A 20,702-nucleotide genomic window follows, 5' to 3' on the forward strand; every position below is an offset into this window, starting at 1 on the left:
GGGTAAGACGGGCATGTTTATGCAAGTTCATCCGGGGCTCCTGGAAGGCTGTGTTGGTCGCGCTTCCAGAATTCCGGGAACGCCCCGGATGAACAACCTACTGAGAGATCACACCTAGCTGCCAAAATCGACGAGCCTGTAGTGAAAGATTATGAACAGGTTCTCAGAGGCGGATACAGGGCCGCGCGCTACCTCGGCGCGCATCTGCAAATCAGGCCGTCGAGCGACGCCTGGAAAAGAAAAGCCCCTGCAGCACGGCTGCGGCAGGGGCTTGGCGGCTCAGTCCGGCAGTGCGTAAGCGATGACGTAATCGCCACGATCTGGCGAGTTACGTGCGCCACCGGCCGAGATCACGATGTACTGCTTGCCGGTGGCCGGATCCTTGTAGCTGATCGGCGTGCCCTGGCTGCCGACCGGCAAGCGGCCCTTCCAGACCTCCTGCCCGGTGCTGCTGTCGTAAGCGCGCAGGTAGTAATCCTGGGTGGCGGCTATGAACAGCAGGCCGCTCTGGGTGGACAACGTGCCACCGATGGTCGGCATGCCGACCGGAATCGGCAGATGCATCTTGATACCCATCGGGCCGGTGTCCTGCACGGTGCCAACCGGTACCTGCCAGGCGATCTGCCGAGTGTTCAGGTCAACGGCGGTCAGGGTGCCGAACGGCGGCTTCTGGCACGGGATATCCAGCGGCGAGGTGAAGCGCAGCTTGGCGTTGATCGCATACGGTGTGCCTTCCAGCGGCACCGCGGCGTTGGCGATATTGGCTGCCTCGCCGCCGTCGTTCCTCGCCGCACTGCCCTCGGCAGGCTGGGGAATCAGCTGTACTTGCAGGCCGACGCGCATGTCGTTGACGAACAAGTAGTTGCGCGTCGGGTCGACCGACAGGCCACCCCAATTCATGCCGCCCAGCGAGCCTGGCAGGTTCAGCGACGGGTCGGTGCCCGGCGCGGTGAACAGGCCGTCATAACGCATCGATTTGAACTTGATGCGGCACATCAGCTGGTCGAATGGCGTCGCGCCCCACATGTCCGACTCGGTCAGCGTATCGGCCCCGATCTGCGGCATGCCGACGGAAACCGGCTGGGTAGGCGAGTAGCTCTCGCCCTTGATCTGCCCCGGCTGCACCGGACGCTCCTGCACCTCGGTCAGCGGCTTGCCGGTCAGGCGATCGAGCACGAACAGCTGGCCGGCCTTGGTACCGAATACCAGCGCTGGTACCTTACTGCCATCGGCCTGGGTAAAGTCGATCAGGCTGGGCTGCATCGGCACGTCGAAGTCCCAGAGGTCGTTGTGCACGACTTGGTAGACCCATTTCTCGTTGCCGGTGGTGGCGTCCAGTGCCAGCATCGAGGCGCCGTACTTGCGATCCAGCGCGGTGTGCTTGACGCCCCACAGGTCGATGGCAGCGCTGCCGACCGGCATGAACACCGTGTTGGAGTCCGGGTCGTAGGACATCGGCGCCCACACGTTGGGCGTGGAACGGGTGTAGGTGTCGCCCGCCGCAGGCGCTTCGCGCTCGTCCGGGTTGCCTGGGTCGAAGGCCCAGCGCAGTTCGCCGGTGATCACGTCGAAGCCGCGCATCACCCCGCCCGGCATGTCGGTGCTGACGTTATCGGCCACCCGGCCACCCACTACTACTGTAGTGCCGGCCAGGGTCGGTGCCGAGGTCAGCGAGTACTGCCCCGCGTCGGCGCCCTTGCCGATACCGGCCTTGAGGTCGACACGGCCCTGCACGCCGAAATCCGCGCAGAATTCACCGGTAGTGGCATCCAGGGCGATCAGTTCGGACTCGATGCTGTTCATCAGGATGCGCTGCTGGCAAACAGCACCCGCCGGCACGCTGGGCACCTTGATAGGCGTGGAGTTCGGCTGCGTCGGCTGAGCGATGGGCCGGGTGGCGTCGAAATACGCCAGGCCGCGGCAGCGCATCCACTTCTTCTGCTGGGCGTTGATCTGCCGGTTCCAGATTTCCTTGCCGGTGGCCGCTTCCAGGGCGATCACGTTGTTGTGCGGAGTACACAGGAATACCCGGTCACCGACCTGCAGCGGCGTCTGCTGGTCTTCGGCGCCATTGCCGGTCGGGCTCTGCGGTACGTCACCGGTGCGGTAGGTCCAGGCGACCTGTAGCGCCTTGACGTTCTCGGGCGTGATCTGGTCAAGCGCGACGAACCGCGAGCCGCCAGGCGTGTTGCCGTAGTGCTCCCAGTTCTGCTGCGCCTCGCTCGCCGGTGTTGCCACCGGCAACTGGCCACTGGCGGCTACCACCGGATGGGGCTGGAACATGCCCCACACCGCGGCACCGAAGCCCAGCGTCAACACGCCAGCGGCGACGAAGGCCGGTGCCGGCGTCGCGGCACGGCGGCTACCGCGCTGCAACAGCGGGACGGACAGCGCCACACAGATCATGAAACCAGTGGGCACCATGAGGCGGGAGATCAGCGGCCAGAAATCCAGCCCGGCATCCCATAATGACCAGGCCAGCGAGCCGACGAACACCAGTGCGAACAGCACACCACCGGAAATCCGTGCGCGCATGATCTGCACGGCCGCCGCCAGCATCATCACGCCGGCAATCAGGAAATACACGCTGCCGCCTAGCGCGACCAGGCGGTAACCCTGGATGCCGAAGAACAGCCCAGTCGCCAGGATGACCAAGCCGAGCGCAGCGAGCCAAAGGCGTGCGACAGCCGAAGGTGGTGATGAATCATTTGCCATCGAAAAACCCACGAAATCGTTACAAAAGAGCCCAACGGGCGGTTAACCAGAAATTATACAAGCGCAGCGGTCGCCGAAACATTCGGAAACATGAAGTTATTCATCTATATGTATCAGGTTTGCCGATGTTGGTCGGGGTTGATTTTTCGACGCTGGAATGGCGGCTTGAACTCAGCCGCCTTCCTCAGAGCCTGTTCAAAGTCTTGTATCTGCATGAAGAGGCAACTACAAGGCAGAAGCAGCCGTGCGCCGATCCACTGTGGGAGCGCGCCATACGCGCGAAAAATCGCGGGCATGGCGCGCTCCCACAGGTAATCACCAGTCCATCCTTTAATCACCAGTCCATCCTTCGGGAATGATCGGCCGCTTCCGCCACCTAGCCGCCAAACCTGGGCCCAAAGATTATGAACAGGCTCTTACAGGGTGTGCTCGTAGAGAATTGCCGCGCCCACGCCGATCAATACCAGGCCGCCGAGAATTTCCGCTTTGCGGCCAATGGCAGTGCCGATCAGGCGGCCGAGCATCACGCCAACGGTCACCATGGTCATGGTCGCCAGACCGATGGCCAGTGCGGCGAACCAGATATTCACGTCGACGAATGCCAGGCCGACACCGACGGCCAGCGCGTCGATACTGGTGGCGAACGCCGTGGCGGCCAGCAGCCAGAAGGAATGGGACTTGGGTTTGTCTTCTTCGGTATCGTCGTTTTCGGGCTGCAGGCCGGCGTAGATCATATGGCCGCCGAGCAGCAACAGCAGCGTGAAGGCGATCCAGTGATCCCACTCCTCCACGTACCCCGCCGCCGCCTGGCCAATGAACCAGCCGACCACCGGGGTGATGGCTTCGATCACGCCAAAGATCAGGCCGGTGCGCAGTGCATCGAGAAACCTGGGTTTATGCAGCGAGGCACCTTTGCCGACAGCGGCAGCAAAGGCATCGGTGGACATGGCGAAGGCCAGGAAAACAAGAGAAAGGAGGCTCACGGTTACGTCTCGGTCGGGCTATGAGTCAATGACGGATACACGCGCCCGACCTTAGGCACGTATCTGTCATTGGTCTCACCAACCGAAAGGTGTTCGTACCACGGCTGCTGCCGAGAATGTTGATACGAACGCTGCCGAGCGAACCCGGAAGCAGGCTACTCCCCAAAGAGGCCCGCACTTTACTCAAAAGCGCCGCGCGAAAAAACCATTTTTTCTGCCGGGAAATCGCTTGCCAGGGCGGACAAGGCCTGGTCGGGTCAGGCGTGCGCGCTGTCGACTGGCCAGCTCGCTGGCGTAGGATAAAACAGGGGCCGCACGGCCCCAAAAGGGCGGCTCGGCGAGCCGCCATCCGCAAGACTCAGCCGGTGACGCTGCCGTTCGGCTTGCGCCCGGCGAACACGTCCACCAGGCTGGCGACGACCATCTGCCCCATGCGCGTACGGGTCTGCACCGTGGCGCTGGCGCGGTGCGGCTGCAGCACCACCTGCTCGAGTTCGAACAGTTCGCCTGGCACCTGGGGCTCATCGGCGAACACATCGAGTCCGGCACCGGCGATCTGCCCGCTCTGCAGCGCGGCGACCAGGGCAGGCTCGTCGACCAGCTTGCCGCGAGCGATGTTGATCAGGTAACTGTCGCGCCCCAGGGCATGCAGCACCTCGGCGTTGACGATGGCCTCACCCTTGTCCGCGGCCGCCGCCAGGATCAGCGCATCGCTGCCATTGGCCAGGCTCGGCAGATCGGCCACGAAGGTGTGCGGCACATCGTTCATCGGCTGTAGATCGGTGTAGCTGATCGGGCAACCGAAGGCCGCGGCACGGGCGGCCACCGCGCGCCCTACCCGACCCATGCCGACGATGCCGATGCGCATGCCGGAGAACTGCCGGGCCAGCGGTAACGGCACCAGCGGCGTGGCGCTTTTCGCCCATTGGCCGCTGCGCACGTAGCGATCCCCGGTGCTGATGCCGCGGCACAGGTCGATCAGCAGGCCGATGGCCAGGTCGGCGACGTCTTCGGTCAGCGCGCCGATGGTGGCGGTGACCTGAATGCCGCGGTCACGGGCATAGGCCAGATCGATCGCATCGGTACCCACACCGTTGACCGCCACCACTTCGAGATTCGGCAACTGCGCCATCACCGCCTGGCTGATGCCGGTGTGCCCGCCGGTGATCACCCCGCGGATGTTGGCGCCGTGCTGCGCCAGGTAAGCGGCCTTGTCGGCCTGCTCGTAGTAACGGCGAATGGTGAACAGCTCGTCGAGCTGGTCGCGGATCTCTGGAATCAGGATGGGGCTGAGCTGCAGGACTTCTGGTTTCATGGGTACCTCGATTGTTGTCTTGGGCAGGTCGTATTGACGACGTGCCGATCAGCCACGCCCGACGAAGGGCATGTTGGTGGCCATCACGGTCATGTTCAGCACGTTGGCCGACAGCGGCAGTGCGGCCATGTAGCGCACTGCGTCGGCAACGTGGCTGACGTCGACCATCGGCTCGACGGCGATCTCGCCATTGGCCTGGCGCACACCTTTGGTCATGCGCACCGACAGCTCGGTCAGGGCATTGCCGATATCGATCTGGCTGCAGGCGATGCCGAACTCGCGGCCGTCGAGTGCCAGGGACTTGGTGAGCCCCAGGACCGCATGCTTGCTGGTGGTATAGGCGCTACTGCAGGGCCGCGGCGTGTGCGCCGAGATCGAGCCGTTGTTGATGATTCGCCCGCCCTGGGGCGACTGCTTGCGCATCAGCCGGAACGCGCCGCGCGCGCAGAGGAAAACGCCGTTGAGGTTGGTATCGATGACGTTGCGCCACTGCTCGACATCCAGTTCGTCCAGCGTCACGGGTGGCGTGTTGACGCCAGCGTTGTTGAAGATCACGTCGAGCCGGCCATAGGCCTCCTCGACGCTGGCGAACAGGGCGTCGACGCTAGCAGGATCACGGACATCGGTCGGCACCGCGATGGCGCTCTGGCCGCGGCTGCGGGCCGCCTCGACCATCGCCAGCAGCGGCTCGGGGCGACGCCCGGCGAGCACCAGGGAAAAACCGTCGGCCATCAGCGCTTCGGCCACGGCCTTGCCGATGCCGCTACCGGATCCGGTGATCAGGGCAACCTTGTTCAAGGCTTGTTGGGGCATGGGTGGATCTCCTCAGTGAACGGTTCACGGCTTGTAGTTCTGCCGATACGAAATGATCAGAACCCTTGTGAGAACGGGCCATGCCGGTGATTTCGCGAGCATGGCGCGCGCCCACAGGTGACGGTTGAGCGAACTCTAACGGCGGCTGCCAACCTGCATTTCCAGCTCGGCCACGCCGTCGATGCCGGCGTTGATCACATCGCCGGGGTTCAAGGCGGCGACGCCGTGGGGGGTGCCGGTCATGATCAGGTCGCCCGGACGCAGCGGCACCAGGTGCGACAGCAGGCTGACCACCTCGCCGACCGAGAATATCTGCTCGTCGAGTGCGCTGCGCTGGCGTTCCTGACCATTCACGCTCAACCACACCGCGCCCTGCTCCGGATGCCCGACCGCTGCGACTGGCACAACCGCCGTGATCGGCGCGGCGCCTTCGAACACTTTAGCCATTTCCCAGGCCATGCCGGCGCTCTTTACGCGCATCTGGATATCGCGGCGGGTCAGGTCGAGGCCGGCTGCGTAGCCCCACACGTGCTGTAGGGCATCGGCCTGGTCGATGGCGGTGCCAGCCTTGCCGATCGCCACCACGAATTCGATCTCATGGCAGAACTCGTCGGTCATCGGCGGGTAGATCACCTCGCCCACCGCCTCGACCACAGCGCTGGCCGGTTTCATGAAGAACACCGGCGCCTCGGGTTTTACGTCACTGGCGCCTGGCCACGGGTAGTTGCGCCCCACGCAGAACACGCGGCCCACCGGAAAGCGCGCGGAGCTGCCGGCTACCGGCAGGCTCACCTGGGGCTCAGGGGTAAACACATAGGAAGGGGAAGTCATGGTTGGTGAACTCCTGTCTGGAGCGCTCAGCCTAAAGCCGGCTGAGCGCGAGAAGTTGGACGAAAACCGCTTGCTCTTGGAGAAAACCAGCCAATTGCCGCTCAGCGTGCCTGCAACTGGATGCGATACAGCCGGCCCAGCAGCAGCGAGTACGACAGCGTGCCCATCAGCGCCACGCCACCGATGAACCAGAAGGCCATGGCGAACGAGCCCGTGGCCTGCACGATGGCGCCAATCACGATGGGCGTGACGATACCGCCGATGTTGGCCGCCAGACTGGTAACGCCGCCGGTCAGGCCGATCAGCTCCTTGGGCGCGACTTCCGAAACCGCCGCCCAGGACGACGAGGCGATACCCTGGGCAAAGAACGCCAGGGTGAGGATGGCGATGCACAGCACGTTGGAGTCGGTGAAGTTGACCAGCACGATCGACATGCCGAGCATCGAGCCCACCACCAACGGCAGCTTGCGTGCGAACGACAGCGAGTAGCCGCGGCGGATCAGCAGGTCAGAGACGATCCCCGCCAGCAGGATGCCCACCGTGGCACCGATGAACGGCATCACCGCGAAGATGCCGACCTTGATGATGGTCAGGTTGCGCTCTTCGATCAGATAGGTCGGGAACCAGGTCAGGAAGAAATACAGCGCCGAGGTGCTGGCGAACTTGCCGATGCAGATCGCCCACACCTGGCGGTAGCGGAACAACTCGGCGACCTGGCGCCAGTTGAACCTGGTGCGCTGCTGGCTGCTCTTGGCCAGCGCCCCGCCCTCCTCGATGTACTGCAATTCTTCCTTGCTGACCTTCTTGCAATTCATCGGATCGCGGTACAGGTAAAGCCAGATCACCCCGAACACGATCCCCGCCGCGCCGGTGGTGTAGAAGATGTGCCGCCAGTCGTAGGTCGTCGCCAGCCACAGCAGCGCGCCGGTGAACAGTGCCGTACCCAGGTACTGACCGCACACGTAGATGCTGCTGGCCATGCCGCGTTCACGGGCCGGGAACCACACCGTCACTGCCCGGCTGTTGGCGGGAAAGGCCGGCGCTTCCATGGCGCCGACCGCCAGGCGCAGGCCGAACAGCGCACCGAAGCTGCTGACCAGGCCCTGGCACACGGTGACCGCCGACCAACTGATCAGCGATACGCCGTAGGTGAGCCGCGAGCCGAAGCGGTCGGCCACGAACCCCGCCGGCACCAGGGCCAGGGCGTAGGTCCAGGCGAACGCCGAGAAGATCAGGCCCATCTGGATCTTGTCCAGGCCGAGGTCCTCGGCCATGAACGGCGCGGCGATGGAAATGTTCACCCGGTCGACGTAGTTGATGATGGTCGCGATCAGCAGCAGCGACAGCATGAACCAGCGCCGACGGGTCGGCAGGCTGCGTGGTACGGCGGCCTCGGTGGCACCGGAGTGCTCGGCAGCAGCGGCCTGGGAAGTGGGAATGCTCGACATGGGTGACCTCTTGTAATTGGAATATCGAGTTTTTTCGGGCGAACGCGTCCTGCACCCGCGGTAACCGGGGTGAGCGTGTTCATGGGCGTTGGGGCTAGAAAATGGCGGCGCGCAGCATCAGCTCGCGCGACCGGGGCACGACGTTGGATGTGGGGGCGAATGGGCGGAGGGCGGTGAAACGGGGCGAGAAACCATCGAGCTGCACCTGTGATTGTTTTTGGATGAGATGTCGCTGTGCATGGCCCACAAGGTGATCGTACAACCTTTGTAAATCAATATTTCCGTTAGATCGTTTTTTCTGGTGCCTTTCAGGTCGATTGAACCAGTCCAAAAAATCCTGCTGCACCGGGCTCCCCAGACAACCTGTCAAAACCGATTGAAAACACCGTGCTAGAGGCTTCTGTGGCTAAAATACGCCCCTCCCATATTTTGGACAGCCCCTCACGAGCAGCGCGGAGAATTATCGTCGTTGCGAAGGCAGATCATCGTACAACCCGCTTGCCAGAGCGCTTCGCGAGCATCCAATATGTTGCGAAACATTCTTGATAGAGAGCGGGTACATGTCGTCACTGAGTCAGGTTCCTACCTATTTCATGCAACAGCGTAGCGAGCTGACGGACTTCTATATCCGCGACAAGCGAGGTCGTCGCGCCGAAACCGCGCCCCACCGCCACGAATACTTTCAGGTGCAGATCAACCTGGGCGGCGACACCGTGCAACATATCGGCAACGTCGAGCGGCCCTTCCCACGCAATACCCTGGCCTTCATCCTGCCTCACCGGGTGCACGTGATTCCCCACCCGCCGGAAAGCAATTTCATCGTCATCAATTTTTCGCAGACCTTTCTGCTGCCGCACTTGCAGTGCGACCCGATGGATCTCGAAGACGTGTCCATTCTCCTGGCCCCGGAGCTGTCGCCCTTCCGTTTCCAGCAGTACCTGGACTTCACCCTGGACGATGGCCATTTCGCCCAGGTGTGCGCGTTGATCGAGCAGATGCGCGAACTGGACGTCAGCCGTCAGTTCGGCGTGCGGGAAATCCTCAAGGGCCTGATGCTGCAGCTGATCGGCCTGGTGTGCATGCTCTACGCCGAGCCGCTCAAGCAACTGGCGGAAAGCAATGCGGCCCAGGCGAGCCGGCGCGATGCGCTGGGGCGGATGTCCGAATACCTGCGGCGCAATATCGCCGACCCGGATCTGAACCTGAAGAAGGTGGCGGCGGCCACTTACCTGTCGCCGAGCTACCTGACCCACTGGCTGCGCAAGGAAGTCGGCAAGACCTTCAGTGACATGGTGCTGGAGCGGCGCATGCACGCCGCCCGCAATCACCTGCTCAATGGCAGCAAGCCGGTGGGCGAAGTGGCGCGGCTATGCGGCTTCGCCGACGAGGCCTATTTCTCCCGGCGTTTCCGGCAGATCCACGGCCTGCCGCCTGGCCAGTTTCGCCGCCAGCAGTTGAACCCGGACACACCGCAAATTCCCTTTACCGATTAGCTGCGCTGGCAACTTGAGCCGCACGCAGGCGACGTACGTAAAGCACGCCCCAGGTCAGCCCCACCAACGCCGAAGCCAGCGAGCCCAGCAGTACACCGAGCTTGGCGGCAGCCAGCAGGTTGGCATCGGTGAAGGCCAGATTGGCGATGAAGATCGACATGGTGAAGCCGATGCCGGCCAGCAGGCCGATCAGGGCGACGCCGCGCCAGGACACGTCGGCCGGCAGGCGGCATAGGCCGAGCCTGACCATCAGCCAACTGACGCTGATCACGCCGACCGGCTTGCCGACCAGCAGCGCGACGGCCACGCCGATCATCACCCAGTGCGAGGTGGCCGACGACAGATCGGTACCACCCAGGCTCACCCCGGCGTTGGCCAGGGCGAACAGGGGCATCAGGCCAAAGGTCACCCAGGGGTGCAGCGCCAGCTGTACGCGCACCACCGGCGGCAGCAGCTCGCGCTGGGCCAGGCGCAACTCGCGCAACGACTGCGCGGCCTCGTTGGACGCCACCGCAGTGCCGCTGTCGTCCTCCAGTTCACGGGCGATACGGCCCACGGCGTCACGCGGCACCTCACGGGTCGGCAGGCACATCACCGGCGTCATCAGGCCGAGGATCACCCCGGCCAGGGTCGGGTGCGCGCCGGTCATCAACAAACCGCCCCACATCAGCGCGCCCGGCAGTACATAGGCCAAAGCCGATCCAATGCCGATACGCTGCAGGCCGAGCACCACCAGCGCACCGACGCCGGCCAGGGCAAAGCCGCTGTAGTTAAGCCCGTTCGAATAGAACAGCGCGATGAGGATCACCGCGATCACATCGTCGATCACCGCCAGGGTCAGCAGAAAGATGCGCACACCGGAAGGAATGCCCTTGCCCAGCAGCGCCAGCAGGCCGACGGCGAAGGCGATGTCGGTCGCCGCGGGGATCGCCCAACCGTGCAAACCGGCCCCCTGCAGATTGAGGCTGGCGTAGATCAGCGCCGGCATGATCACGCCACCGCAAGCGGCCGCGATCGGCAACGACGCCTGGCGCAGGTCGGCCAGGGCGCCGTCGTGCATCTCCCGGCGAATTTCCATGCCGACCACCAGGAAGAACAGGGTCATCAGACCATCGTTGATCCAGAAATGCAGGGACTGGGAAAAGCCGAAACTGCCGAAACCGAACGACACCGGCGCATGCCAGAGCGCGTGGTAGCTGTCGGCGTAGGGCGAATTGGCCCAGATCAGCGCCGCGGCGGTGGCCAGGAGCAGCACCACGCCACTGAAGGCTTCGCGATGAAAAAGGCTGCGGATGAAGTCGAACGTGCGCTCGGCAAGATGCTGGGCACGGGGAAGATCCTGAAGGGACGGACGCGTTTTCATGGGCGAGCGGGCTCCGCGCGGCGGCCCGACCAACGCAACAGACCTGTCTCACCGCAGAATGCGGCTAACACCCGGCCGCCATCCTACACAGATGGTCGGCCCAGGCACCAGCCCTGCTGGCCACGAAACGGCGGATGATCAGGCGGTATGGCGGCGCCTGGCGATAAGTGCCAGACACCATGAGCTCGGATCACCGCCCGGTTTTGATCCGCGTCCACTCACGGGTGATGATCCGCTGGATCGGCGCGGGAAGATCCGCGGATACGTAGAGCTTGGCGATCACCTCGTCTGCCGGGTAGATGCCCGGATTGTCGCGCACGCTCGGCTCCAACAACGCGGTGGCGTCCTTGTTGGGGTTGGCGTAGCCCACGTAATCGCTCACTGGGGCGATGACCTCCGGGCGCAGCAGGTAGTTGATCAGCGCATGAGCGCCATCGGCATTACGCGCATCGCGAGGAATGGCGAACATGTCGAACCACAGGTTGGCGCCCTCCTTGGGGATCACGTAGCGAATGTCCAGCGATTTGCCGGCATCCTTGGCTCGACTCTGGGCCTGCATCACGTCACCGGAATAGCCGACCGCCACGCAGACATCGCCGTTGGCCAGGTCGGCGATATAGCGCGACGAGTGAAAATAGGTCACCAATGGCGCCAGCTTCTGCAGCAGTGCCGAGGCCTTGGCGTAGTCATCCGGCTCGTGGCTGTTGGGGTCCAGGCCCAGGTAATGCAGCGCCTGGGGAATGATCTTCACCGGCGCATCGAGAAAGGCCACGCCGCAGCTCTTGAGCTTGGCCAGGTTGGCTGGGTTGAACACCAGCTCCCAGGAATCCACCGGCGCGCCATCGCCCAACACCGCCTTGACCTTCTCGGCGTTGTAGCCGACGCCCACGGTGCCCCACATGTACGGCACCGCGTACTTGTTGCCGGGGTCGGCTGCCTCCAGGCGCTGCATCAGACGGGGATCGAGGTGCGACCAGTTGGGCAGCTTGCTGCGCTCGAGGGGCTGATAGACCTGGGCGCGAATCTGCTTGGACAGGAACTGGCTGGACGGCACCACCAGGTCATAACCCGAGTGCCCGGACAGCAGCTTGGCTTCGAGCATTTCGTTGGTCTCGAAGACGTCGTAGGCCACGGCGATCCCCGTTTCCTTTTCGAAGTTCTTCAGGGTATCTGGCCCCATGTAGTCGGACCAGTTGTAGAAGTGCACCTGTTTGTCGTTGGCTTGGGCGAAGGAGCAGGCGACGAGGCTGAGGCTGGCGAACAACAGCTTGTTCATGGTCGATCCTTGTTCAATGGGAGACGCTGACGCACACACGCGCAGGCATTTGCGCGCTCTGCACGGCGACAGACCGCGGCCCACCTGAACAAGCAGAAGCTGTGCCAGGAGACCCAAGGTATAGCTAAAGAAACGAAAAATACAACGCGTGCCGAGCGAACCCGCGGAGCCTAATCGTGAACGAACCACCCAGCGCTACTGCTCGATGGGTCATCCGTAACACTGCCCGCCTGGCGGCGAATCGCAAGCGCTCAGTCGCCGCCCCCGCCTCCCCCATCGCCACCGCCGTCCCCGCCACCCACGCCGTGATCGTCAGAGTTGTGGTTGTCATCGACCAGGGTGCTGGTCGAGCCGCCGGAGTCGGAAGCCTGGTTTTTTCTGATTCGCTTGCGGCGCTTGGCCTTGAAGAACACAAAGAGCACGCGGAGCGCGACTGCTGCCAACACGAGTGCATAGATCCACACGGTCATACCGACATTCCAGTAGTTCTGAATGATCATCGTCGCTGCCGCCATGCACCCCGCCCGATCCTGCGCCATGTTCCGCTGCCGAGGGCAACGGTACGTCGCTAGCTGAGGCTCGGCGGCACGGTGGTCGCCAGTTGGGTTAGATGGTACACCCGTGGCCGAACAAAGATGCCGCCGACGGAGCTACCGGAAGATTCGAGACGATTTGCGCCAATTGCTGGCCGTCACTCATCGGCCCGCCTGATCTGTGTGAAGAAACTGCGCTCGCGAACCGCCGGCCGGAACCCAGGTATTATGGAGCCAGGCTGACGTTAGCCTCACACACTGATTCAGCCACTGGCAACGTGGCTCCACCGCGCATACAGCGAGCGCGCCGCAGCATCGAAGCAAAATCCCAATACGCCAATCAGTAAAACCATTGCCATCAACTCGGAATAGGCCAGGCGGTCGCGCGTATCGAGAATGTAGTAACCAAGGCCGGCGCTTACCCCGAGCATCTCGCAGGGCACCAGCACGATCCACAGAATTCCGATTGCCAGGCGCACGCCAGTCAGTACGTGACCAAGCACGCCGGGCACGATTACCCGGCGCAGGGTTTCCCAACGTGTCGCACTGAGGCTACGCGCCAACTGCAGCCAGCGGCCGTCGAGTTGCTTCACGCCGGCGGCAGTGTTGAGCAGGATCGGCCACACCGCGGCGAAGGCCAGCAGGAAGTAGATCGGCTGGTCGCCGACACCCATCACCATGACGGCAATCGGCATCCACGACAACGGCGAGATCATCCGCAGAAATTGGAACACCGGAGTAGTCGCCCACTCCAGATTACGCCAGCTGCCCACCAGCAGGCCCAGCGGCACACCAATCAGCAGCGCCAGACCAAGGCCTATGAAGATGCGTTTGAGGCTCACCAGCACATGCTCGAACAGCTCCGGCCGTTGCAGCAGCTCGACCAGGCTGGCCAGCGTGGCCTGAGGTGTGAACAGCGCGACCAGGCCCTGGCCGCTGCTGAACAGCGCCAGCAGTAACCACCAGAGGACGAACAGACCGAACAGCCCGGCCAGGCCGAGCCCCCAGCTCTTCAGCGAAGTGCTCACACCGCGATCTCCTCGACGCGCTCGAAGCTTTCCGGCGCACCGAAGGCCTTGAGCCCACCGACCGCTTCGATGGCCGTGCGCACGAAGCGATCGTCCACCAGATCGCGCGCCGTGGCAGCCGGGTCGAGATCGGCGAGGAAACGGCTATTGCCTTCGATCAGGGTGCTTTTGAGGCGCTTGACCAGCTCTTCCGTGTAGCTGGGGAAGGGATACGGCTGGAAGTCGATACGCTTGTCGGCCCAGTCGCCATGCTGGATCGCGCCGCTGGCCAGATAAGCGTCACGTTCGCTGGCCGCCGGCGCCAACACCTGGCCGAGCACCTCCGGTGTATGCGGGGTGTAGCGATTGGCACCGTCCTTGGATAGCAGCTGCGCGGCCTCCGCGCGGTTGTCGCGCGTCCACAGTTGCGCCTTGACGATGGCGTTGACCACCTTCTGCGACCACTCGGGGCGGTTGTTCAGATCGTGCTCGTGCATGAACACCACGCAGCAGGCGTGGTTGCGCCACACATCGCCGGTGAAGCGCTGGATGCGCCCGACCTTGAGGTTCTCGGCCAGGGCATTGAACGGCTCGGCCACGATGTAGCCGGCGATGCGCTTGCTGGCCAGGGCCGGCGGCATGTCCGAGGGTGCCAGCACCACCAGGTTGACCTCGTTGGCGGCGATATTGGCGTTTGCTGCCCTGCTCACCGGGGTCAGGCCACTGTCGCGCAGCAGTTGTTGCACCACCACGTTGTGGATCGAGTACCAGAACGGAATGGCGATGGACTGCCCGCCGAGCTGCTTCACATCCTCGATGCCCGGCGCCACGGTCAGCCCCGAGCCGCCGACGTGGTTCCATGCCACCACCTTGGCCGGCACCTGGCTGCCGTAGCGCGCCCACACGGTCATCGGCGACAGCAGATGGATGACGTTGACCTGGCCGGAGATGAACGCCTCGATCACCTGCGCCCAGCTGCGTAGCAACACCGGGCGCTCGGACTGGATGCCCTCGGCCTCGAACAGGCCGTTGTTGTGTGCCACCAACAGCGGTGTGGCATCGGTAATCGGCAGATAGCCGATGCGCACCGGCGCATCGGGCTCGCTGGCAGCTCGCGCCTGCAGGCTGGTCAACAGCGGGAAGGCGCCGGCTGCGGTGAGCAGGCCAGTCAACTTGATGAAATCACGACGGGTATGGGTAGGATCGTCCAGGCACATGGCAGGGCTCCAGCGGTTCGATTAGATGTCCGTTGTTGCGGCTCGCCCGCCGTAGGGTTTTGAGGATGTCGACGCGCAGGGCGCCAAGCTCATCGACCAGGTCAGCGCGTGGCTGCGGCAGGTCGATGCGCCACTGATCGAGCGTGTGCGCCGGGGTGCCACCCAGTAGCAGGATACGGTCGGACAGCAGCAACGCTTCATCGATGTCATGGGTGATCAGCACGGCGGCGGTATGCCGCTCGCGGATCAGGTTCAGCAGCAACTGTTGCATGTCGGCACGGGTCACTTCGTCCAGTGCGCCAAAGGGTTCGTCGAGTAGCAATACGTGCGGCTCGCGGGCCAGGCAGCGGGCCAGCGCGGTACGCTGGGCCATGCCGCCGGAGAGTTCACCGGGGTAGCGCTCGCGGGCGTGGGCCAGACCCACGGCGGCAATCGCCTGGTCGATCAGCGCCTGACGCTGCGCCCTCGAGCGCCTCGGCTGACGGACGAAGTCCAGGCCGAAGCCGACGTTCTGTTCCAGGCTCAGCCAGGGCAGCAGCGACGGATCCTGAAAAGCCACCGCCACCCGTGGGTGCGGCCCATTCAGCGCCTCGCCGAACAACTCCACCCTGCCCTGCTGCGCCGCCTGCAGGCCGGCCAGCACGCGCAGCAGGCTGGACTTGCCCACCCCGCTGGGGCCGAGAATGCTGACCAGCTCGCCGGCACGCAGCTCCAGCTGGAAGCCTTCCAGCACGCGGCGTTGGGCGTAGCCCAGGCTGATGTCACGCGCATGCAGGACGGTCATGCGGCCAGCTCACCGTGCTTGCGCAACTCGCTACGCAGTTGCACCAAGCTCGGCGTAACCACGGGCACGAAGGCAGACTCGCGCAGGCGCCGGGCAAAACCGCTGCCATAAGCTTGCAGGTAGGCCTTGCCGCCGCTGGCCTGCAACTCCAACTGCACCGCCTCGGCCGCCACGTGGGCCAGCCCAATGCGGATTTTGAACAGCTGTACCGGTCCAGCGGTGAAATAGCCGTGTTTCAGTCCGTCGCGTAGCGCACGCTCGAATCCTTTGAGTTCGTCGCTGAGCACCCGCCATTCGCCTTCGAGTACCGAACGACCTCCGCCTAACTTCGCCTTGGATTCCGCCAGGGATCGGCGCGCCAGGCCAATTGACAGGCCACATTGCAAGCCAAGAAAGGCTGGGCGCACGCGCGGCAGGTAACGGCGCGCATCGGCGGCGATCAACCAGTCTCGGCCGAGAGCTGCGCCGTCGATACGAATCGCCGCGGTGTTGCTCGACTGCAGGCCAAGCAGCTGCAGGTCGTCGCTGCGCACCAGCCCCGGCAAGTCATCCGGCAGCGCCGCCACGAAAGGCTGTGCGCCCGGCAGGTCGATGGCGGCGGCCACACTGAAGCCGCTCTTGCGCAGGTTGGTCACCCAAGGCAACTGGCCGTCCAGGCGCCAGCCATCGCCCTGCGCCTGGGCCACCACGCTCAGCTGCTCGATACCAGAAAGAAATTTCATGGCGTTGGACAAGCCGGTGGCCCCGGCTTTGCGCCCGCTGAGCAGATCAGCCAGCAATCGTTCGCGCAGACCGGCGTTGTCACTCTGCAGCAAGTACTCGATAAAGGCGCGCTGGCCCCAGAACACGAACGCGGCGGTGAGTGAATGGCTGGCGACCTGGGCGATGGCCTCGACACCATCGGTCACGTCTCCACTCACGCCGCCCTGCTCGGGCGCAACGCCATGGCGCAACAGATCAGCGGCGGCTAGCTGGCCGAGTAGGGTTTCGCCGTCGAGCAGGCCACGGTCGAGTGCATCGGCCTGAGCATCCAGCCATTGGCGCAACGAGTGATCGAGCATCTGGTCGGTCTCCTTCAGCAAGCCGGGTATCAGGCCTCTGCCTGTTCCCAGCGATAGCGCGCAAGTTCAGGGTTGAGCGGCGTATGGGCAAAGCTGTTGGCGAAGTTGCACAAGGTCGCCAGGCTCACGCCGAGAATCACCTCCAGCGCCTGGCCCTCCTCGAAACCGCCATCCTTGAACGCCTGATAGTCGGTATCGCTGACGTTGCCACGCGTGGCGATCACCGCTCGGGTAAAGGCGGCCAGGGCCTCGTAACGGGCATTGGGTAACTCGCCACGGGCACGCAACGCCTCGATCACCTGGGCCGGCAACTTGGCTTTGTTCTGGGCGACCGCCGTATGGCCAGCTACACAGAAGCTGCAGCCATGGGTGGTGGCGGCGATCAACTGGATTACCTCGCGCTCGGCCAGGCCAAGGCTGGCCTTGCCGTTGAGCGCGGAGACGGTGACATAGGTTTCCAGGGCAGCCGGCGCATTGGCCAAGACAGCCAGCAGATTGGGGATGAAACCCGAGTTGTTAAGGGCGTTCTGCAGGAAAGGACGAGCTTCTTGCGGGGCCGATTCGAGTGTCTGTAGGGTGACGCGAGACATGGTTCATCTCCTGACCAAGAGGTACGACACTATTGTCTTGGTTATAAAAATCATGAGCCATATTCTAAAGTCGCATTCACTTGCTCTTGAGTCTTTCCATTAGATGAATTCTTCCAGTGCCCCTTTTGAATGGTTATTAAACAGCCTGGAACTGGACGCCAGCCTGTTCCATGTCGGCCGTTACTGTGGCAGCTGGCAGGCCAGTACCCACGGCTTGGCACGGGCCAGTTTCCACCTGCTGGTACAGGGCAAGTGCTGGCTGCACCTGGCCGAACGCGACCAAGGCATCCCCCTGCACAGCGGCGACGCCGTGTTCCTGCTGCGCGATCTGCCTTATCGGTTGTCCGACGCGGCCTCGCCCGCACAGGCGCAGTGCAACCCGCGCATCGCCATGCAGCCACTGGACACCGGCGCCCAGGATGGGGTGAGCCTGGTCTGTGGCTTCTTTCATTTCCGTCCAGGATTGAGCAGCCTGATCATCGATGCCCTGCCCGATCACCTGATCCTGCGCGCTGGTGATCCAGGCTCCAGTGCCGCACGGCGGCTGTTCGAACTGATCATGGAGGAATGCTCACGTAGCGAAGGCCCGGCCGGCGCCCTGCTCGAGCGCCTCAGCCACCTGCTGTTTCTCTACGTGCTGCGCGAACAGGGCCAGGCCGTGGCAAACCTCGGCGGCCTGCTGGGCCTGGCCCGTCACCCCCAATTCGCCGCCCTGCTCGAACGCTTGATCGCAGAGCTCCAGCAAGCCTGGCCACTGGAGCAGATGGCCGAGCTGACCGGCCTGTCGCGCTCGGCTTTCTGCAAACGCTTCCAGGAACTGACCGGCACCTCGCCTGGCCACGTGCTGCTGACCCTGCGCATGCGCCAGGCGTGTCGCCTGCTGCAACAAGGACAACCGGTCGCCGAGACAGCCGATGCCTGCGGCTACCAGTCGGTGGCCGCCTTTACACGGGCATTCGGCAAGGTGATCGGGGCGCTGCCCGGAGCGTATCGAAAGCAGTTTGGGTAAGCGCCAGCAATCGTAATTCACCGCCGCAACTGTTGGCGCAGAAGCAAAGGCGCTGCTGCTGGCAGCTAGAGCGCGGCTCGCGCAGCAACATCTCTTATCTCTAAAAATAATATAAATATTTATTTATATTATTTTTAGAGATATCCCTCCAACCTTTATAAGACGAGGTATCACGGCTGCAAAAAGGCTCCACCGCCCATGCTCGAACACCTGGCAAAGCTCATGCCTGAGCCATTACCTGCCTCCGATCACGTCCTGCAAGCTGCTGCCACGGCAACAGCAGACCAACTGCTGCCGCAACAACAGCGATTCAACAATCCGTGTGCCAGATCAACAGACTCCAAGCTGCCTGTTGCCAGCCAAGCCAGTTTTTCCGGGGGAACCGCTGCTGGTATGGCGATTGCTCCAAGTGCCTCACCTCGAGCAACAGCACTACAGGAACATCTCGGATGAGCACTCCCTTTAAAATAGTCGCCGTTTCCGGTGGCACCTCCCGTCCCTCGCGCACACTGGCACTGACCGAAGCCATCGTCAGCGAAATCGGCAAGCATCTGGCTATCGACACCCACCTGATCGAACTAGGCAACATCGCTCGCCCGCTCGGTGGTGCGCTGTGGCGCACGGAGCTGTCGACAACCGTCGAACACGAGCTGCGCCAGATCGAGTCAGCCGATTTACTGGTAGTCGCCGCGCCGGTCTATCGCGGCACCTACCCTGGGCTGTTCAAGCACCTGTTCGACCTTATCGGCCAGGACGCACTGATCGACACACCGGTGCTGCTCGCCGCCAGTGGTGGCAGCGAGCGGCATGCGCTGGTGCTCGACCACCAGCTACGCCCGCTGTTCAGTTTCTTCCAGTCGCTGACCCTGCCCATCGGCGTTTACGCCAGCGAGTCCGAATTCGCCGACTACCGCATCGTCAGTCAGCCCCTGCAAGCGCGTATCGAACTGGCGGCAGAGCGTGCCGCTGGCCTGTTCCGCGGCCAAGCGCATGCCCTGCGCAAGATCGCCTGAGGAGCCCGCATGCGCCAGCACACTATTTGCCAGCAAGGCCAGCAAGCGAGGGACATCGCGTGAGAACCAACCAACAACCCAGCGTGCTCAGCCCCTTGCAGGCCGCTCGCCGGCTGGCTGCGGATTTCGCCGAGACCGCCGTCGAACGCGACGAGGCCGGCGGCACACCCAAGCAGCAACGCGATGCGATTCGTCAGAGCGGCCTGTTGGCGCTGAGCATCCCGACCCAGTTCGGCGGCCTCGGCGCCAGCTGGAGCGAAACCCTGGAAGTGGTGCGCGAGTTCGCCAAGGTCGACAGCTCCATCGCCCACGTGTTCGGTTTCCAGCACCTGATGCTGGCCACCGTGCGCCTGTTCTCCCGCCCCGATCAGTGGCAGCCCTGGTTCGAGCAGACTGCGCGCAAGAACTGGTTCTGGGGCAATGCGCTCAATCCGCTGGATACCCGCACCGTGGTCAAAACCTTCGATCGCTGGCGTGAGTTTTCCGGCAAGAAGAGCTTCTGTTCCGGCGCCAGCGACTCGGAAATGCTGATTGCCTCGGCGGTCGACGAAAGCGCCGGCGGCAAACTGCTGATCGCTGCCATTCCCAGTGGCCGCACCGGCATCACGCTACATGGTGACTGGAACAACATGGGCCAGCGCCAGACCGACAGTGGCAGCGCCACCTTCGAGCGCGTGCGCGTGGAAGAGAACGAACTGCTGCTCGACCCCGGCCCGCTGAGCACGCCCTTTGCCTGCCTGCGCCCACTGATCGCCCAGTTGCACTTCGCCCATATCTTCCTCGGCATCGCCGAAGGCGCTCTGGAGGAAGCCCGTCAGTACACCCTCAAGGAAGGCCGGCCCTGGTTCCGCTCCAAGGTCCAGCACGTCAGCGAAGACCCTTACGTGCTGCGCCACTACGGCGAATTCTGGGTTGGCCTGGAAGGCGTGCGCCTGCTGGTGCAGCGCGCCGCCGCGCAGCTCGACGAAGCCTGGCACAAGGAACACGCCCTCGGTGCCGAGGAGCGCGCGCAACTGGCACTGTCCATCGCCACGGCCAAGGTGGCGGCTGCCCGCACCGGCCTGGATATCTGCAACCGTCTGTTCGAGGTGACCGGCGCCCGCGCCACCCACGCTTCGCTACGCCTTGACCGCTATTGGCGCAACCTGCGTACCCAGAGCCTGCACGACCCAGTGGACTACAAGCTCCACGAGCTGGGTGAGTGGGCACTGAACCAGACGCGTCCCACCCCGTCTTTCTATTCGTAGGGAT

Annotated in this window: 20 protein-coding genes and 1 riboswitch; of the genes, 6 read left to right on the forward strand and 14 right to left on the reverse strand. The window is 63.7% G+C overall.

Annotated elements, in window-relative coordinates:
- Positions 1–279 precede the first annotated feature (279 nt).
- Entirely contained in the window at positions 280–2,715 is a 2,436-nt protein-coding gene (locus tag BVH03_RS12600; protein ID WP_075961491.1) for a membrane-bound PQQ-dependent dehydrogenase, glucose/quinate/shikimate family, read from the reverse strand.
- Here BVH03_RS12600 and BVH03_RS25935 point away from each other — a divergent pair.
- Positions 2,700–3,074 carry a hypothetical protein gene (locus BVH03_RS25935; protein WP_143485954.1) on the forward strand — a complete coding sequence of 125 codons (375 nt, stop codon included), beginning with the start codon at positions 2,700–2,702 and terminating at the stop codon, positions 3,072–3,074. The two genes, BVH03_RS12600 and BVH03_RS25935, sit on opposite strands and share 16 nt — an antisense overlap.
- A 57-nt stretch (positions 3,075–3,131) precedes the next feature.
- Here BVH03_RS25935 and mntP read toward each other — a convergent pair whose 3' ends face one another.
- The 5 genes from mntP to BVH03_RS12630 form a co-directional block, all read right to left on the reverse strand.
- Entirely contained in the window at positions 3,132–3,698 is a 567-nt protein-coding gene (mntP, locus tag BVH03_RS12610; RefSeq protein ID WP_075961493.1) for a manganese efflux pump MntP, read from the reverse strand.
- A 4-nt stretch (positions 3,699–3,702) separates the two neighbouring features.
- Positions 3,703–3,869, reverse strand: a riboswitch (yybP-ykoY riboswitch).
- Between the two features lie 187 nt (positions 3,870–4,056).
- On the reverse strand, positions 4,057–5,013 hold the full coding sequence (locus tag BVH03_RS12615; protein WP_075961494.1) for a 2-hydroxyacid dehydrogenase: 957 nt from the start codon (positions 5,011–5,013) through the stop codon (positions 4,057–4,059).
- A 48-nt stretch (positions 5,014–5,061) separates the two neighbouring features.
- Positions 5,062–5,826 (reverse strand): SDR family oxidoreductase, encoded by a 765-nt coding sequence (locus BVH03_RS12620; protein WP_075961495.1) that lies wholly within the window; start codon positions 5,824–5,826, stop codon positions 5,062–5,064.
- A gap of 135 nt (positions 5,827–5,961) precedes the next feature.
- Positions 5,962–6,657, reverse strand: a complete 696-nt coding sequence (locus tag BVH03_RS12625) for a fumarylacetoacetate hydrolase family protein (protein WP_075961496.1) — start codon at positions 6,655–6,657, stop codon at positions 5,962–5,964.
- A 101-nt stretch (positions 6,658–6,758) separates the two neighbouring features.
- Positions 6,759–8,105: an MFS transporter gene (locus BVH03_RS12630; RefSeq protein WP_075961497.1), complete on the reverse strand. Its 1,347-nt coding sequence runs from the start codon at positions 8,103–8,105 to the stop codon at positions 6,759–6,761.
- A gap of 560 nt (positions 8,106–8,665) precedes the next feature.
- On the opposite strand from BVH03_RS12630, the gene BVH03_RS12635 reads away from it, so the two are divergent.
- Positions 8,666–9,598: an AraC family transcriptional regulator gene (locus BVH03_RS12635; protein WP_075961498.1), complete on the forward strand. Its 933-nt coding sequence runs from the start codon at positions 8,666–8,668 to the stop codon at positions 9,596–9,598.
- Here BVH03_RS12635 and nhaA read toward each other — a convergent pair.
- From nhaA to BVH03_RS12675, 8 genes are all read right to left on the reverse strand, one after another.
- Positions 9,588–10,961 (reverse strand): Na+/H+ antiporter NhaA, encoded by a 1,374-nt coding sequence (gene nhaA, locus BVH03_RS12640; protein ID WP_075961499.1) that lies wholly within the window; start codon positions 10,959–10,961, stop codon positions 9,588–9,590. The genes BVH03_RS12635 and nhaA overlap by 11 nt on opposite strands.
- A 190-nt stretch (positions 10,962–11,151) precedes the next feature.
- Entirely contained in the window at positions 11,152–12,237 is a 1,086-nt protein-coding gene (locus BVH03_RS12645; protein WP_075961500.1) for a polyamine ABC transporter substrate-binding protein, read from the reverse strand.
- A gap of 251 nt (positions 12,238–12,488) precedes the next feature.
- Positions 12,489–12,737, reverse strand: a complete 249-nt coding sequence (locus BVH03_RS12650; protein ID WP_075961501.1) for a hypothetical protein — start codon at positions 12,735–12,737, stop codon at positions 12,489–12,491.
- Between the two features lie 296 nt (positions 12,738–13,033).
- The gene (locus BVH03_RS12655) at positions 13,034–13,798 is read right to left on the reverse strand and encodes an ABC transporter permease (RefSeq protein WP_075961502.1); all 765 of its coding nucleotides are present in this window, start codon (positions 13,796–13,798) and stop codon (positions 13,034–13,036) included.
- Positions 13,795–14,994, reverse strand: a complete 1,200-nt coding sequence (locus tag BVH03_RS12660; RefSeq protein WP_075961503.1) for an ABC transporter substrate-binding protein — start codon at positions 14,992–14,994, stop codon at positions 13,795–13,797. Before BVH03_RS12660 ends, BVH03_RS12655 begins: the two co-directional genes overlap by 4 nt.
- On the reverse strand, positions 14,960–15,778 hold the full coding sequence (locus BVH03_RS12665) for an ABC transporter ATP-binding protein (protein WP_075961504.1): 819 nt from the start codon (positions 15,776–15,778) through the stop codon (positions 14,960–14,962). The genes BVH03_RS12660 and BVH03_RS12665 overlap by 35 nt, the downstream gene beginning before the upstream one ends.
- A complete protein-coding gene (locus tag BVH03_RS12670) occupies positions 15,775–16,839 on the reverse strand; it encodes an acyl-CoA dehydrogenase family protein (RefSeq protein ID WP_075961505.1) in 1,065 nt (354 codons plus the stop codon). Before BVH03_RS12670 ends, BVH03_RS12665 begins: the two co-directional genes overlap by 4 nt.
- A gap of 29 nt (positions 16,840–16,868) precedes the next feature.
- A complete protein-coding gene (locus BVH03_RS12675; protein WP_075961506.1) occupies positions 16,869–17,429 on the reverse strand; it encodes a carboxymuconolactone decarboxylase family protein in 561 nt (186 codons plus the stop codon).
- Positions 17,430–17,532: 103 nt separating this feature from the next.
- Between BVH03_RS12675 and BVH03_RS12680 the strand changes: the two genes are divergently transcribed.
- The 4 genes from BVH03_RS12680 to BVH03_RS12690 all read left to right on the forward strand — a co-directional run bounded on the left by BVH03_RS12680 (position 17,533) and on the right by BVH03_RS12690 (position 20,698).
- On the forward strand, positions 17,533–18,438 hold the full coding sequence (locus BVH03_RS12680) for an AraC family transcriptional regulator (RefSeq protein WP_075961507.1): 906 nt from the start codon (positions 17,533–17,535) through the stop codon (positions 18,436–18,438).
- A 198-nt stretch (positions 18,439–18,636) separates the two neighbouring features.
- A complete protein-coding gene (locus BVH03_RS25940) occupies positions 18,637–18,891 on the forward strand; it encodes a hypothetical protein (RefSeq protein WP_143485955.1) in 255 nt (84 codons plus the stop codon).
- The gene (gene msuE / locus BVH03_RS12685) at positions 18,888–19,451 is read left to right on the forward strand and encodes an FMN reductase (protein WP_075961508.1); all 564 of its coding nucleotides are present in this window, start codon (positions 18,888–18,890) and stop codon (positions 19,449–19,451) included. The genes BVH03_RS25940 and msuE overlap by 4 nt, the downstream gene beginning before the upstream one ends.
- Before the next feature lie 59 nt (positions 19,452–19,510).
- On the forward strand, positions 19,511–20,698 hold the full coding sequence (locus BVH03_RS12690) for an acyl-CoA dehydrogenase family protein (protein ID WP_075961509.1): 1,188 nt from the start codon (positions 19,511–19,513) through the stop codon (positions 20,696–20,698).
- Positions 20,699–20,702 lie beyond the last annotated feature (4 nt).

This window comes from Pseudomonas sp. PA15(2017), from assembly GCF_001945395.1.
In the GTDB taxonomy this organism is placed as follows: domain Bacteria; phylum Pseudomonadota; class Gammaproteobacteria; order Pseudomonadales; family Pseudomonadaceae; genus Aquipseudomonas.